Genomic DNA, 15,146 nt, shown 5'->3' with positions numbered 1-15,146 from the left:
TTATAATGGGCATTTACTCTGACAACGGTCGCTTATGCCAGTATCACACCCTGATCCCATCTGGGTTACAGACAACGACACTCTTGCCACGTACTGCACCCAATGGTTGAAACTGGATGCTATTGCGCTGGACACCGAATTTATCCGTACCGATACTTTCTACCCTAAACCCGGCCTGATTCAACTGGGTACAGGTCAGGAAGTCTTTCTGCTGGACCCGCTGAAAATCGATAACTGGCAACCATTTGCCCAGCTGCTTGGCAGTGAGCAGGTGGTAAAGGTTCTTCATGCCTGCAGTGAAGATATTGAAGTTTTCCATATCCTCTCCGGCAACAAACCCGCCGCCATTTTTGATACCCAGCTGGCAGCCTCCTATGCCGGGCTGGGGCATTCGCTGGGCTACCAGAACCTGTTGAAAACGCTTCTGGGCGTCGATCTGCCAAAAGACGCGACTCGCTCCGACTGGCTGCAACGGCCTTTAACCGATATTCAGGTCAGTTATGCAACTCTGGATGTGGTTCACCTGCTTGAGGTGTATCAGCTTCTGCAACAGCGACTAAAGCCAATGCCTCACTGGAACTGGTTGCTGGAAGACTGTTCCAACCTGTCTAACGGCGATCTCTACCCAAAGCCGGAAGAACAGTGGAAAGAGGTCAAGCGAGCCTGGCAGTTACGACCCAGGCAGTTATGCGTACTCAAGGTACTGGCAGAATACCGTGAGCGGGAAGCCCGCCGTAGCAACGTTCCCAGAAACCGGGTGATCCCCAGAGGATCATTATGGCCACTGGCACGCTATATGCCTGACAATATCCATTCACTGTCGGCTATTCAGGACATGCGTCATAGCAATATCCGCCACTATGGGGAAGAAGTTCTCAGCCTGATCGAAATGGCCAGAGAGCTGCCGGGAGAGCAACACCCGAAACCTCTGCCTGCCCCTTTGCCCAAAGCTGCAAAAGAGCATGGTCAGCGACTCAAACGATACACCAGCCAGAAAGCTGAAGAACTTAACCTCCCTGTGGAGTTGCTGATGCTGGGTAAAATTCTGACGCCCATGCTTCGCAGCCGACTGGAGTACGGATTGTTCAAACTGCCAGAACAATTGCAGGGCTGGCGTCGCACCGTTTTTGCTGAACCCATGGTTGAGCAGCTGAATCAGCCTGAACAATAACGAAGCCGCCTGAACAATACAGAAGTAAGCACACTATGAAGAAGTTACTGGTCTCTATCTATAAAAGCAGCCGCAGGGATGAAATGTATCTGTATGTACAGAAACAGGAGCGTCTGCAAAAAGTACCCGCTCCGCTGCTGGAAGTGTTTGGCAAAGAGCAGCACGTTATGGATCTGCTACTGACCCCTGAACGCCAGCTGGCCAGAGTCGAAGCTGACCAGGTGATCAATGATATTGAAACCCGGGGTTTCTTTCTGCAAATGCCACCCTCCGACCTCGACAGCCAGGACGAACAACACTGACAGGCTTTTCGCAAAAAAAAGGTAAAAAGACGGAAGCAGAGGCTGTTCCCTGCTTCCGTCTTTGGCTGAACCTTAAAACCTTTTACTGACTATGACTCAAGAACATTTCTGGGAACACAAAGCCCTGTCCGAAATGACCCCGGAAGAATGGGAAAGCCTGTGCGATGGCTGCGGTCGCTGCTGCCTGCACAAGCTGGAAGACGAAGACACGGGTGAAATTTACTATACCGCCATTGCCTGCCAACTGCTGGATACCCACTCATGCCAGTGTGCCGATTACCCAAACCGCAAGGTAAAGGTTCCGGGCTGTCTGAAGCTGGGACTGGAAGATGTTCCTCAGTTTCACTGGTTACCGAATACCTGTGCTTACCGGCTGTTAGCCGATAACCAGCCACTGCCGGCATGGCACCCTCTGGTGTCCGGCTCCACAAACAGTGTACATGAAGCCGGAATCTCGGTGCAGGATGTTGCTATGCCCGAACAGCAGGTGCCAGAAGACGAATGGGAAGACTACATTATTCCCCTGTTACCCGCTGACTAGAAGCCTGATCCTGCCAGGCCATCACATAATCCTTTGTTTCCAGTGGCTCCAGCTTTTTAGCGGAACCACTGGGCGTTCCCATATAGATAAAACCCAGCAGTTGCTCATGCCTTGCCAGCCCCAACGCACTGGCCGTTGCAGGATGATAACTGACCGAGCCCGTTCGCCACATGGCACCTACGCCCAACGCATAAGCGGCATTAAGAATATTCTGTGCGGCAGCGGCTACAGACAACTGTTGTTCAATATCCGGTACTTTCGGATGTTTTGTAATCTTACACACCAGAGCCACCAGCAGAGGCGCACGCAGGGGCAATGCTTTAAAGCGCGCTATCGCTTCCGGTGCCAGGTCTGGCTGATCTTCCAGAGCCACTCTGGCAAACACTTCACCCAGTGCATGACGGGCTTCCCCGGCAACGGTCAGAAAGCGCCATGGGCGCAGACGGGCATGATCGGGGGCGCGCAATGCCGCCTGAAAAATCTGTTCCAGCTGTCTGGCGTCCGGAGCTGGTTCAGTGAGCCTTGGTGTTGATACTCGTTGTTGCAGCCCTTGCAGTAATTCCATAACGACTCCCCCCCCTTCAACAATTTTCTGGCAGATACACTAGCATGAAACACCGTCGTATGATTCTTTCGGACAGTCAAGAAAGCTGTATTTTCATAAATTTATCACCCTGCTCATTGGCTGTTGCCCACCATTTGCCGGATTAGCAGGGCACTGAGCAGAATTATCATGCTTTGGGCAGCGGAAGGCGTGATTTCCTGTCGGGTTGATTCATCCTCAACTCCCGTCGTGTGCGTTGAAGGGACATCATCTTGCGGGGAGAGTTGCAAGCTGGCTAACATCTGGCTCATGTTTTCCACAGAGTTAATGTTGCTGAGCAAATCCCTTGCCTCCTGATGATAAAACAAAGCCTGGATAAGGACATTTACTGTATCCTCTCTAAGCTCTCCAGAGGTGGTTAGTTCATCCCTGATTCTCGCCTGCCAGTTTGTGGGCAGTACAATACCATTCTGAACAAAGTAGTTGATGAAACCGTCGGCACTGCTGGCTGACAGTGAGCCGCGCGGAGTACCGACTATTTCTTGAACATGTGACCGCAATGGCTCAGATAGTTCAACTGACTGGATTAGCAAATTCATTAACTGGGGTGACTGCTCCCCACCCTATCGGGTGAGGCTTCTGATTTCTTAGGCAGCAACCGACAGTCTGCCGGATTTACGCAAGCCTCCATCAGCAGAAACGGACAGTCCTTCCGCCTTTAATTTCAATATGCCTTGCTTCTTGATATTGCGAGCTGCATTAATATCCCGGTCATGGATAGCACCACAGCTACACTCCCATGATCGGATTCTCAATGGCATTTTTTCCTGTTTCAAATCGCAGACTGAGCAAGTTTTAGAGGATGCAAACCACTGGTCTATCTTCACCAGATGTTTACCTTCCTGCTTTGCCTTGTATTCGAGTTTGGTTATCAGTGAGTGCCAGCCAGCATCAGCAATAGAACGAGCAAGACGCTTGTTCTTGAGCATGTTTTTAACTTTCAGTGTCTCCACAATCACCGCTTGGTTTTCGTCGATGAGTTGTTTTGATAGCTTATGCTGAAAATCATTACGGGCAAAGGCTACACGCTCATGCGCCTTTGCCACCAATAAACGGGCTTTGTGCCTACCTTTTGAGCCTTTCTTGCAGCGAGATAGAGCCTGTTGTTTTCTTTTCAGGTTACGTTGTGCTTTTTTCAGAAAGCGAGGATTGCCAGTCTTATGGCCGGTACTGGTGATAGCCAGATCAGCAATCCCCATATCAACACCGACAACCTGATTAGCTTCAAGATTATCAATCTGTTTTGGTTGTTCCTGGGTATCATCAGCCAATATGGAGGCAAAATACTTGCCGGTTAGCGTTCTGCTCAGGGTGATAGACTTCACCTTACCCACTATTTCACGATGCACTTTAGCCCTTATGGGCTTGCACTTGGGGATTTTTATCCCGTTATCGCCCACAGAGACAGACGTACAATGGTAGCTACTTTGCTTGCCATGCTTTTTCTTGAAGCGAGGAAATCTTGCCTGCAATTTGGGATTGAAAAAGTTTTGAAAGGCCGTATCCAGATTGATAGTGGCCTGTTGCAGTGCAATAGAGTCAGCGTTTTTCAGCCATGAGTACTTTCGGCTTTTCTTGGCTTTTGCCAGCAAGGGCTTCAGGTGTTTTTTGGGAGAAAGGCTCTGCCCACGAACCTTGTAATAATGAACCTTAATAGCCAGGGCCTTGTTCCATACGAACCGCACAGCATCAAACTGACGGTCGAGAAATTCCGCCTGCTCTGATGTTGGATAGATTCGTACTTTGGTGGCTCTCAGCATGGAACGTTATTTCAGTGCTCATTAATATAAAGTTTATATTACAGGTATTTGAAAGAGGTTTTCAAGTGAGCGCACACAATAAAGGTTTGCTTAAAGGGTATCTTCGCAAACGACATAGCGTTACCAAGCTGGTTGTTCATTTGGTGTTCACGACAAAGTACAGGCGAAAGCTTTTTGATGGCTATATGATCAAGCAGTTACGGGAGTCGTTCGAGAGTGCATGTGAAAAACTGGAATGCCAGTTACTTGAAATGAATGGCGAAAAAGATCACGTACACCTGTTGGTGGCCTACCCACCAAAACTGGCTATCAGTGTCATGGTAAATAATCTCAAATCAACATCATCAAGACGGTTGCGAATGCTGAATACCCACCTTACTGCTCAGAGCAAAGCAGGCTTAATGTGGTCAAGGTCTTACTTTGCTTGCAGTGCTGCCGGTGCAACTATCGAGACTCTGAAGGACTACGTTAATAGCCAGAGTACACCAGATTGATGGCGGAAGGCTCTGCGCCTTCCCGTCTTATATCCCCGCCCGCATTGGGCGAGGGTTTACGACGATTTTGCTAACTTTTCAGGATTGGAAACAAGTTCTGTAAACCAACTATTGGTATTGCTTATTTTGGACGCCGCATCCATGAGCTCCAGCAGGCTGGACAATGTCGGTGCCTCCATCCCTTGTTGAACAGGAATAATAAGAGCGGGTCGGGACAATATATAATAATCGACACTCTGGCTATCCTGTTGCGAGCGAACAACGGTAATCAGGTCGGATTGATGCCCCTCGATATAGAACAGGAAGTAGCCCAATTCAGAAAGCCCTGATTCAAGCCGCTGATGAAAAACAAGTGAATCCTGAAGGCTCATTACTGAAGACTTCGACCAAAACAAAAGCAAAGCCTGCCCGTAGGGTTTAAATTTTTTCCCTCATCATCAAGCAGAAGCCGTTGACAAACAGCCTTAACAAACTTTCTGTGTTCGCTGGTCAACTGGCTCCCAGTGTTGGGCTGCATAAAAATAAAGATGTTGAGTGCTCTGATGAAAACCAGAAAATAGTCAATGTTTTCCCATCGCTTCTCCCGCAAACATAGTGCCATTGCAGCACCAATGCCGATGGTAAAACGACCGTAGTTCATTTCCGCAGCAGGGTAAATGGACCGGAATAAAAGGATCATTTTAACGGCTTCACTATATGCGGCGTAGGGTATGACATCTCCATTATTTATCATCGGTTGCACGGCAAGCAGCTGGGCTTCTCTGAGACAATTCAGCATTTGCCGGTCCTGTGGCTGAATAGAAAGCTGCTGCAAGTCAAAGTTACTCTCCGCGGCTGCTTCCCGGATGATTTCTGTCACGTCACTGAAAGCCGTGAAGAATTCACCACACATGGAGCAGTGTTGATTTCCTTCAGCGGCAGCAACTGGCTGCAGTTCGTGATTACAGTGAGGGCAAAAATCAACAGCGAACGCTTCAGGCAGCTGTGATCAGGAAAGTGTGAAAATCAGCAATATTCTGGTCGTAAGGCTTAACAACGGATAGCCCATATTTAGTAGCTCCAATGAGAAAACACTGCTCTGCCCTCGTTCAGGGGGGTGATGTTTCAGGCAGGGTTCTGCAACCTGTGAACGTATCTTCAACGTTTTCAAGAATCACAAAACACTAGCTAGCAGAGTTTTCCCATATTGCTGTGCCTTTCGTTATTCTTACTGCCTTACCAGACGCAGGCGATTGGTTTCACTGTGGTGGATACTGCGCCATGGATTAATATCCAGACCGCCACGACGAATTTACCGGCGCACCCGCTGTGTGCTCATTGGCTATTGCCCACCATTTGCTGCCGGATCATCAGGGCACTGAGCAGAATTATCATGCTTTGGGCAGCGGAAGGCGTGATTTCCTGCCGGGCTGGTTCACCCTCAACTCCCGTCGTGTGCGTTGAAGGGGCATCACCTTGTAGGGAGATTTGTAAACTGGCTACCATCCGGCTCATGTTTTCCTCAGAGGTGCCTGAGTTAGTGTTACTGAGCAAGTCCCGTACCTCCCGACAAAACAATAAAGCCTGAACAAGGACATTTAGTGTTTGCTCTGCCAGCACACCAGAAGTGGTTAGCTCATCTCTGATTCTCGTCTGCCAGTTTGTGGGCAGTACAATACCATTCTGAGTAAAGTGGTTGATAAAGGTGTCTGCGCTGCCGGCAAATAGTGGGGCATTTGGGGTACTGACTATGCCTTGAACATGTGACCGCAATGGCTCAGCTAGTTCAGATGACTGGATTTGCAAATTCAGTAACTGGGCTAACTTTTCAGGGTTGGAAGTAAGTTCTGCAAACCAACTATTGCTCTTGCTTATTCTGGACACCGCATTCATGAGCTCCAGCAGGCTGGACAATGTCGGTGCCTCCATCCCTTGTTGAACAGGAATAATAAGGGCGGGCTGGGACAATATATAATAATCGACACTCTGACTACCCTGCTGTTGCGAGCGAACAACGGTAATTAATTTGGATTCATGCCTATTGATATCAAACTGGAAGTAGCCCAATTCAGAAAGCTCTGATTCAAGCCGCTCATAAAAAACAGGTGAGTCCTGAAGGCTCGTTGTTGCCTTTCGTATAAAAGCCTTCATGCAGGATCGAAATTCATCATTATTTTCATCATCAAGCTGAAGTCGTTGACGAACAGCCTTAACAAAATTTCTGTGTTCGCTGGTCAACCGGCTCTCATAGCGGGACTGCATATCAATAAAGTTGTTGAGTGCCCTGCGGAAAGCCAGAGAATAGTCAATGTCATTCCATCGCTTCTCCCGCAAGCATAGTGACATTGCAACAAGACTGCCGGTGATAAAAGATCCGTAGTTCACTTCCGCAGCAGGATAAATGGAACGGAATAAAAGGATCATTGTAACGGCTTCACTATAAGCGGCGTAGGGTATGGCAGCTTCATCATTCATCATCAATTGTGCAGCAACCAGCTGGTATTCTCTGAGACGATTCAGCATATGCCGGTCATGTGGCTGAATAGAAGGCTGCTGCAAGTCAAAGCCACTCTCCGTGGCCGCCTCCCGGATGGTCTGTTCCAGCCCTGCGGCGGCAGCAAAGTATTCATCACACATGGAGCAGTGTTGACTTCCTTCAGCAGCAGCAACTGACTGTAGTTCGTGATGACAGTGAGGGCAAAAATCAACAGCGAACACCTCAGGCAGCTGAGACCAGGAAAGTGCGAAAACAAGCAATATTCTGGTAGTAAGGCTTAGCAACGGACAGCTCATATTTAGCCCCAATGAGAAAACACTGCTCTGCAACCTGTGAACGTATCTTCAACGTTTTCAAGAATCACAAAACACTAGCAGAGTTTTCCCATATTGCTGTGCCTTTCGTTATTCTTACTGCCTTACCAGACGCAGGCGATTGGTTTCACCGTGGTGGGTGCTGCGCCATGGATTAATATCCAGACCGCCACGACGAACGTACTGGGCGTAAACCGTCAGCTCCTCCATCCGGAAACGCTGCTGAATGTCAGTAAACACTCGCTCGGCACACTGCTCATGGAACTCCTGGTGCTCCCGGAATGAGCAGATATAACGCAGAAACGATTCGTGGTCGATGGCCTCACCTTTGTATTCAACGACAATGGTTCCCCAATCTGGCTGACCGGTTACCGGACAGTTTGACTTCAGCAGATTGGAATGAATGGCCTCTTCCACACATCCTTCACCTTTGCGCAGAAAGTCCGGCTGATACATATAGGTGTCAATGGCAATATCCAGCTCATCAACACACAGGCCCGGTGCTTTGCTGAAACCAAAGGCTTCCATCTCTGCCACAGTCATCAATTCAACCTTTACTGGCGCACCCGCTGCGGCGGACAGGTCTTTGATCATGGTCTCACGGGCAGCGGCAACACTGTCGAAACGACTCTGGTTAAAAGAGTTCAGATACAGCTTGAACGACTTGGACTCAATCAGGCAGGGAGAATCACAGGGCAGTTCAAAGCGAGCCACCATAGCCAGAGGCTTGCCACGGGCGTTCAGCCAGGAAATTTCATAGGCGTACCAGACGTCACAACCCACATAAGGCAGATTATTCGGGTCCAGGCCCAACTCTTCCTGCTTCTCCTTGCGGGGAATAGGGAACAGGATAGAAGGGTTGTATTCCGTTTCGTACAGACTGGTCTTACCCAGCTGGGACATTTCGACCGAATTAGCCATGATAATTTAAGCCTTTGTTTTACATGAGAGTTTCAGATGAGCATTCAGGGGGGCAGCAATCAGAAATATACCGGTTTTTGGCGTTTGGCCTTTGGCTATTGGCTGTTGGCTATTGGCTATTCGTACAGCCAACAGCTAACAGCTAACAGCTAACAGCGGAATATTCTAAGCTTCAGTTCCCATTTCAAGGCCGTGGATTATCATGGATGATGGTCTGATATTCAAACGTCTATGACCGCAACCCCTTACCGGTTCTGAGCAGCCAGAGGGCGAAAACAGTAAACAGGGCAATAGCCAGCCCCATCACGACAAAAGCCATGGTGACATTCACCCCTCCATCTTCTCCCAGAATCCCGTACCGGAAAGCATTCACCTGATACAGAATCGGGTTGAGCATGGATAGGGAGCGCCAGGGTTCCGGCAGTAGCTCTATGGAATAAAAGACGCCGCCCAGGTAAGTCATAGGCATCAGCACAAAGGTTGGGATAATGGAAATATCATCAAACTTTCTGGCAAAGATAGCGTTAATAAATCCGCCAAGGGCAAACAGTACAGCGGTCATGAACACGGCCAGCAGGGTGATCGGTACACTGTAGATCTGCAAATCCACAAAAAAAGCCCCCATCATCATCACCAGAATACCCACCAGCAACCCCCTGACAGTTCCACCCAGTACATAGCCCATCAGGATAATACTGTTGGATACCGGCGACACCAGCAGTTCTTCCACACTGCGCTGAAACTTACTACTGAAGAAGCTCGATACCACATTAGTAAAGCTATTGGTAATTACTGACATCATTGCCAACCCAGGCACTACAAACGTCATGTAACCAAAGCCGGCCATTTCGCCGATGCGGGATCCAATCACAGTGCCAAAAATAATAAAATACAACGCCATGGTAATCACTGGCGGCAATAAAGTCTGAGGCCAGATGCGCGTAAAGCGGCGCACTTCCCGAACAAAAATAGTATTGAACGCAACGGCCTGATACTTCCATTCTGAAGCCATCCTCTACCCCCGGCTGGTCTTATTGTCAGAAACTGAATGAGAATGCGCAGACGTCATTTTCATAAACAACTCTTCCAGCCGGTTAGCCTTGTTGCGCATGCTGGCCACTTCGATCTGGTAATCACTGAGCTGGCGAAACAGGTCATTCACGCCCTGATGCTTACCGACTTCGACCTCAATGCAGTTATCTTCCACCTTCTTAACCTGGTAACCGGCAAACCGGGGCAGCTCATCCAGCGGTTCTTTCAGGTCAAGTACAAAGCTTTCCTGTTGCAGCTGACTCAGAAGGTGCTTAATGCTGGTACTTTCTACAATCTCTCCCTTGTCGATAATGCCGACACTGCGACACAGCTGTTCGGCTTCCTCAAGGTAGTGGGTGGTCAGAATAATGGTGGTTCCCTGTTCATTTATTTCCTGAACGAACTCCCATAACGAACGCCTGAGTTCAATATCCACTCCAGCAGTCGGTTCATCCAGAATTAACAGTTTAGGGTCGTGTATCAGCGCCCTGGCAATCATCAGCCGACGTTTCATGCCACCGGAGAGCATTCGGGAAATGGTATTGCGCTTATCCCATAAATCCAGCTGTTTGAGGTATTTCTCCGAACGCTGGCGAGCTACGCGGGCAGGAATACCGTAATACCCGGCCTGAGTCAGCACAACGTCTTTGACTTTTTCAAACTGATTAAAGTTGAATTCCTGGGGAACCACGCCCAGCAGGCGCTTAGCCTGAGTCATATCCTTATCCAGATTATGACCAAACACATCAACATAGCCGGATGTTTTCTGCACCAGGGTGGAAACAACACCTATCGCTGTTGACTTACCCGCACCATTGGGGCCAAGCAGGGCAAAGAAGTCACCTTCATTCACATTGAGGTCGATTCCCTTTAAGGCTTCAAAACCATTTCCATAGGTCTTGCGCAGGGATTTTATTGTTAGAGCCTGATTCATTGTCTGCCAGATTGTTATTGTAGTGACAGTGACTACTGTCTTTATAAACGGCAATGTTATTATATGTAGCCTTAAGCGACAAAAACAGCCTTAAGCGACAAAAACAGCCTTAAGCGACAAAAACAGCCTTAAGCGACAAAAACAGCCTTAAGCGGCAAAACAGCGGTGAGAAGTGAATGCATTGGGCAGAACCACTTCCTGCCCACACGATCGCGCTAAAAATAAGAAGGTTTTATCAGCAGCTGGCTGAGGGCGTCCTGTATTTCCGGCTGCTCCCAGGTAAAGCCTGCTTCCTGCAAACGTTCCGGCACAGCTTTCTGACCCTGGGTTATCATGGTTGAGGACTCTCCCAACAGCAACTTCAGTACAATAGCCGGAACCGGTATAACAGCGGGGCGACGCAACGCCCTGCCCAGAGCCTTGGCAAACTCTTTGTTTGATACCGGATTCGGCGATGTCGCATTAAAGGCTCCTTTCAGGGACTCATTGTTCAGCAGAAAGGTAATGACTCTGGTCATGTCGTCTGAATGAATCCAGGACATCACCTGATTGCCTGAGCCAATCTGCCCTCCCAACCCCAGTCGAAAGGGTGGCAACATCTCATGCAACGCACCATTATTCTGATGCAACACCAGGCCAGTTCGAACGATACAAACCCTGACACCAAGACTTTCAGCCCGTTTGGCCGCCTGTTCCCAGCGTTCACACAATGAAGCAGCAAAGTCTGAGCCAGCAGATGATGATTCGTTCTGAGGCTCTGCAACGTCGTGGTGCCCATAATAACCGACAGCAGAACAACTGATCAGTGTTTTAGGGCGGTTTTCCAGCCGTTCAATCAAGTCCACCAGTTCGTTGGTTAATCCTACCCGACTATCAAGCAACAGCCTCTTGCGCTGATGCGACCAGCGCTTCGCCATAATGGGTTCACCGGCCAGGTTGATGATGGCGTCAAATGCGACAGAAGGGTTAATGGCACTCAGGGATTGCACCGGGCGTACACTGCTGGTTAACAACCGCCGAACGTCGCTGGGAGACTGCCGGCTTAACACTGAAACACGATGACCGCCCCTGATCAGGGCACGAACGACCCGTCTGCCGATAAAGCCTGTGCCACCTGTAATCAAAATTTGCATGACACTATTTACCTGTTGTGATCTTTACCTGTTGTGAACTGTTAATACCTGTCTGAGTTCCTACTATCTATTTCTGTTTACTTTTTTACCAGCTTTTCTGCCACTCAAACAGATCCATGAAGATAAAATTCCGCAGAAGTATCTTAAAACTATCGACAACAGGGCAGGCTTATTTATGACAAAAAAATACCCGGGTCCCCTCAAACCCGGGTTTTTTACTGGCTGGCTGTTTTGGCGGTTCCCGCTTCTGTTATTATATCCATCTCAGGAGTTGTAAGGCTTGTCTGACGCCACCAGAGCCAGACAGGAATTATTTTTAGCTTATCTGGCTGGTGAATCGCTCACGGTTCCAACTATACGTATTGCCACGTAGTTATGAATTGACCCAGATCAATAATTTGCGATTCTTACTTATTTTTCGTGTAGCTACCACTACACCACAAACTCAACCACCTTTGCTCTCACCGAGCCAGCCATCACTTTGTCTTGACTTGAATCAAGTTAGTTGCTCTTTTGCTACCTCTTAATGTAACCGGTTTCAGTAACCGGTTTCAAAAAAACCGGAAGCGTTGTACACTGAACCTTATTCCCGAATAGATAAACGTCGAAAATATTGGAGTTGCGCTATGGACCTTGAATCTGCCGTGATGGAAATCATCATCAATTCCGGACAGGCCAGAAGCTTTGCCTACGAAGCGCTGGCTAAAGCAAAGGAAGGTGACTTTGACGGTGCGGAAACCCTGATGAGCGAATCAGCAGAAGCGGCCAAAGGGGCACACAAGGTGCAAACCCAGCTGATCGAACAGGACCAGGGAACAGGAAAAACACCTATGACACTGGTCATGGTTCATGCACAGGATCATCTGATGACCTCCATGCTTGCACAGGAAATGGTCACAGAACTGATCACTCTTCACAGAAGGCTTGCACAACAGGGATAATGTTGTGTTTCCACTTTAAGGCAAACCAACTATGGCCACTATAAAAGACGTTGCAGACCATGCACAGGTATCGCGAGCCACGGTCTCCAGGGTACTGAACAACACTGGACAGGTAACAGAAAGCACCAGGGAGCGGGTAAATGCCGCCATTAAAGCGCTTGATTACCGACCAAACCCGGTTGCGCAATCACTGGCCTCCAATACCTCCAACATAATTGGTTTAATGGTGTCTTCTTTTCGAGGTGGCTTTTTTGGCGACCTGATGGCCCAGGTACAGCAGGTTGTTGATGCCGCAGGCAAAACAATGATCGTCACCCAGGGCAAACATTCAGCCGAATGTGAACGAGCCGCCCTTGAGCATCTGATGAATATGCGCTGTGACGGTCTGTTATTGCATTTACGTTACCTGAGTGATGAAGAACTGATCAAAATGGCAGATAAAATGCCTCCCTTTGTTCTGCTGGATCGCTACATCGAAGAACTGGCCGATCGCTGCGTCACCTTTGATCATATAGCTGCCAGTGAACAAGCGGTTCAAGAGCTGATAGATCAGGGCCATAGCCATATCGCCTGCCTGGCAGGCAAATTATTCAAAGACAATGCCCACCAGCGCTTTCAGGGGTATGTCAATAAACTCAGCGAAAAAAATATTCCGCTGGATATGGAACTGGTAACAGAAGGCGATTACGACCGTGATTCCGGTTATCGCGGCATGAAACAGATATTGTCCACAGGAAAAACGGTCACCGCCGTCTATGTCTGCAGTGAAGAGATGGCTGTCGGTTGTATGGACGCCCTGCGGGAACTGGATATTAAAGTTCCGGATGACATTTCCCTGATCAGTTACGACAGTGTTGATCTGTGTACATTCCTGACGCCTCATGTATCCGCCCTGCACTTCCCGATTACAGAAATGGCCAGTGTTGCGGGCAACCTGCTGATGAACCAGATGCGCATTGATGGTTTTAGTAAGCCAGCCCGACAACGCTTTGAAGGTGAGCTGAGAATCAGAAAATCTGTTAAACCACCCCTATAACCCAGGTCAGACACTCAGGAGAGTCGACCACTCTTACGACTGTTGACCTGTAACCGGATGCGCGCGGCACAAAAACGACTAACGACATCTCTGTTAGCAGTGACTGTCAACCAAGCAAACTACAGGTGAGCCAATGAAATCATTAAAACTAGCTGTTATCGGCGGGGGAAGCAGTTACACACCCGAACTGATTGAAGGGATTATCAATCGAATTGACCGTCTGCCCGTCACCCGGATTGACCTGGTTGATGTTGAGACAGGAAGGGAAAAACTGGAAATCGTCACCGGACTGGCACAGCGAATGGTGGCCCGGTCCGGACTGGATATTGAAGTGCGCCATACCCTTGATCGCAGAGACGCTATTCAGGGTGCCAGCTTCGTGATGACTCAGCTACGGGTCGGAGGGCTGGAAGCACGGGCGAGAGACGAACGCATCCCTCTGAAACACAAAGTCATTGGTCAGGAAACAACAGGACCTGGCGGCTTTGCCAAAGCCCTGCGCACCATTCCGGTGATTCTTGATATCTGCAAAGATATGGAAGAGCTGGCACCGGACGCCTGGCTGATCAACTTTACCAACCCCGCAGGCATGGTCACCGAGGCCGTAAGCAAATACTCCAGCATTAAAGCTCTGGGATTGTGTAACGTGCCTATTAATATGCACCATCAAACCGCAGAAGCCCTTGGGGCTTCTGTTGATCGGGTAAAAGTCAACTTTGCCGGACTCAACCACCTGGTCTGGATGAGCAATATTCGACTGGATGGCAAGGATGTTACAGACAAGGTTATTGATATGCTCTGCGACGGTGCACACATGAATATGAACAATATCCATGAGTCGCCCTGGGATCCGGCATTCCTGCAATCACTTGGCGTGGTTCCCTGCCCTTACCACCGGTACTTTTATATGCAGGATGAAATGCTGGCGGAAGAGCTGGAATCAGCGACCAGCACTGGCACACGGGCTGAAGTCGTACAGAAAACCGAGCAGGAACTGTTCAAGCTTTATCAGAATCCAGAGCTGGCTGAAAAACCGAAGCAGCTGGAACAACGGGGCGGCGCTTACTACTCCGATGTTTCTCTCAAACTGGTCGACGCACTTTACAATGACACCAGTACCATTAACGTTGTGAATACCGTCAATAACGGTGCCATCAGCAACCTGCCTGATGATGCTGTGGTAGAGATCAGCGCGGTCATTGACAGCTCCGGCGCTCATCCAATTACCCAGGGCGCATTGCCTGATAACCAGATAGCCCTGGCCAGCAGCGTGAAAGCCTACGAACAGCAAGCCATCGAAGCGGCTGTGAAAGGGGACTATGGTCTGGCGTTACAGGCTCTGGTAGCTAACCCCCTGATACCCAGTGCAAAGGTAGCAAAGCTTATTCTGGATGACATTCTTGAGCAGAATGCCGATTACCTGCCTCAGTTCCAATAGAGAACCGTTCCAATAGAGAAAAAGTTATCCCGGGCAGACTCCTGACTGC

At 49.1% G+C, this 15,146-nt stretch carries 17 protein-coding genes; 8 read left to right on the top strand and 9 right to left on the bottom strand.

The window, feature by feature from the left end; all coding sequences use genetic code 11:
• The first annotated feature begins 34 nt into the window (after window positions 1-34).
• The 3 genes from rnd to NX720_RS19415 all read left to right on the top strand — a co-directional run bounded on the left by rnd (window position 35) and on the right by NX720_RS19415 (window position 2,014).
• Window positions 35-1,171: a ribonuclease D gene (gene rnd / locus NX720_RS19425; RefSeq protein ID WP_262596836.1), complete on the top strand. Its 1,137-nt coding sequence runs from the start codon at window positions 35-37 to the stop codon at window positions 1,169-1,171.
• 35 nt (window positions 1,172-1,206) lie between these two features.
• Window positions 1,207-1,473 (top strand): YcgL domain-containing protein, encoded by a 267-nt coding sequence (locus NX720_RS19420; RefSeq protein WP_262596834.1) that lies wholly within the window; start codon window positions 1,207-1,209, stop codon window positions 1,471-1,473.
• 91 nt (window positions 1,474-1,564) lie between these two features.
• The gene (locus tag NX720_RS19415) at window positions 1,565-2,014 is read left to right on the top strand and encodes a YcgN family cysteine cluster protein (protein WP_262596833.1); all 450 of its coding nucleotides are present in this window, start codon (window positions 1,565-1,567) and stop codon (window positions 2,012-2,014) included.
• Here NX720_RS19415 and NX720_RS19410 read toward each other — a convergent pair.
• The 3 genes from NX720_RS19410 to NX720_RS19400 all read right to left on the bottom strand — a co-directional run bounded on the left by NX720_RS19410 (window position 1,989) and on the right by NX720_RS19400 (window position 4,378).
• Window positions 1,989-2,579, bottom strand: coding sequence for a nitroreductase family protein (locus tag NX720_RS19410; RefSeq protein ID WP_262596832.1), 591 nt, complete (start codon window positions 2,577-2,579; stop codon window positions 1,989-1,991). The two genes, NX720_RS19415 and NX720_RS19410, sit on opposite strands and share 26 nt — an antisense overlap.
• A 113-nt stretch (window positions 2,580-2,692) precedes the next feature.
• Entirely contained in the window at window positions 2,693-3,157 is a 465-nt protein-coding gene (locus NX720_RS19405; protein ID WP_262596831.1) for a hypothetical protein, read from the bottom strand.
• Between the two features lie 48 nt (window positions 3,158-3,205).
• Window positions 3,206-4,378 carry an RNA-guided endonuclease InsQ/TnpB family protein gene (locus tag NX720_RS19400; protein WP_262596829.1) on the bottom strand — a complete coding sequence of 391 codons (1,173 nt, stop codon included), beginning with the start codon at window positions 4,376-4,378 and terminating at the stop codon, window positions 3,206-3,208.
• Window positions 4,379-4,464: 86 nt separating this feature from the next.
• Between NX720_RS19400 and tnpA the strand changes: the two genes are divergently transcribed.
• Entirely contained in the window at window positions 4,465-4,872 is a 408-nt protein-coding gene (tnpA, locus tag NX720_RS19395) for an IS200/IS605 family transposase (RefSeq protein WP_404831103.1), read from the top strand.
• Between the two features lie 56 nt (window positions 4,873-4,928).
• On the opposite strand, the gene NX720_RS19390 is transcribed toward tnpA, so the two are convergent.
• Window positions 4,929-5,243: a hypothetical protein gene (locus NX720_RS19390; RefSeq protein WP_262596827.1), complete on the bottom strand. Its 315-nt coding sequence runs from the start codon at window positions 5,241-5,243 to the stop codon at window positions 4,929-4,931.
• A gap of 365 nt (window positions 5,244-5,608) precedes the next feature.
• Between NX720_RS19390 and NX720_RS19385 the strand changes: the two genes are divergently transcribed.
• A complete protein-coding gene (locus tag NX720_RS19385) occupies window positions 5,609-5,860 on the top strand; it encodes a hypothetical protein (protein WP_262596826.1) in 252 nt (83 codons plus the stop codon).
• Window positions 5,861-6,186: 326 nt separating this feature from the next.
• Here the strand turns inward: NX720_RS19385 and NX720_RS19380 are convergent, their stop codons facing one another.
• The 5 genes from NX720_RS19380 to NX720_RS19360 form a co-directional block, all read right to left on the bottom strand.
• Window positions 6,187-7,488, bottom strand: a complete 1,302-nt coding sequence (locus NX720_RS19380; protein WP_262596825.1) for a hypothetical protein — start codon at window positions 7,486-7,488, stop codon at window positions 6,187-6,189.
• A 270-nt stretch (window positions 7,489-7,758) separates the two neighbouring features.
• Window positions 7,759-8,583, bottom strand: coding sequence for an NADPH-dependent 7-cyano-7-deazaguanine reductase QueF (gene queF / locus NX720_RS19375; protein WP_262596823.1), 825 nt, complete (start codon window positions 8,581-8,583; stop codon window positions 7,759-7,761).
• A gap of 229 nt (window positions 8,584-8,812) precedes the next feature.
• On the bottom strand, window positions 8,813-9,595 hold the full coding sequence (locus NX720_RS19370; protein WP_262596821.1) for an ABC transporter permease: 783 nt from the start codon (window positions 9,593-9,595) through the stop codon (window positions 8,813-8,815).
• 3 nt (window positions 9,596-9,598) lie between these two features.
• Window positions 9,599-10,549: an ABC transporter ATP-binding protein gene (locus NX720_RS19365; RefSeq protein ID WP_262596819.1), complete on the bottom strand. Its 951-nt coding sequence runs from the start codon at window positions 10,547-10,549 to the stop codon at window positions 9,599-9,601.
• Between the two features lie 215 nt (window positions 10,550-10,764).
• Entirely contained in the window at window positions 10,765-11,682 is a 918-nt protein-coding gene (locus NX720_RS19360; RefSeq protein ID WP_262596817.1) for a TIGR01777 family oxidoreductase, read from the bottom strand.
• Between the two features lie 626 nt (window positions 11,683-12,308).
• Between NX720_RS19360 and NX720_RS19355 the strand changes: the two genes are divergently transcribed.
• The 3 genes from NX720_RS19355 (at window position 12,309) to NX720_RS19345 (ending at window position 15,097) form a co-directional block, all read left to right on the top strand.
• Entirely contained in the window at window positions 12,309-12,623 is a 315-nt protein-coding gene (locus NX720_RS19355) for a PTS lactose/cellobiose transporter subunit IIA (RefSeq protein ID WP_262596815.1), read from the top strand.
• A 31-nt stretch (window positions 12,624-12,654) separates the two neighbouring features.
• A complete protein-coding gene (locus NX720_RS19350; protein ID WP_262596813.1) occupies window positions 12,655-13,659 on the top strand; it encodes a LacI family DNA-binding transcriptional regulator in 1,005 nt (334 codons plus the stop codon).
• Window positions 13,660-13,792: 133 nt separating this feature from the next.
• Window positions 13,793-15,097: a 6-phospho-beta-glucosidase gene (locus tag NX720_RS19345; RefSeq protein WP_262596812.1), complete on the top strand. Its 1,305-nt coding sequence runs from the start codon at window positions 13,793-13,795 to the stop codon at window positions 15,095-15,097.
• Window positions 15,098-15,146: the final 49 nt, after the last annotated feature.

This window comes from Endozoicomonas euniceicola, from assembly GCF_025562755.1.
Taxonomy (GTDB): domain Bacteria; phylum Pseudomonadota; class Gammaproteobacteria; order Pseudomonadales; family Endozoicomonadaceae; genus Endozoicomonas_A; species Endozoicomonas_A euniceicola.
The sequence above is the reverse complement of the archived record's forward strand: the minus strand, read 5'-3'. Positions and strand labels throughout refer to the sequence as shown.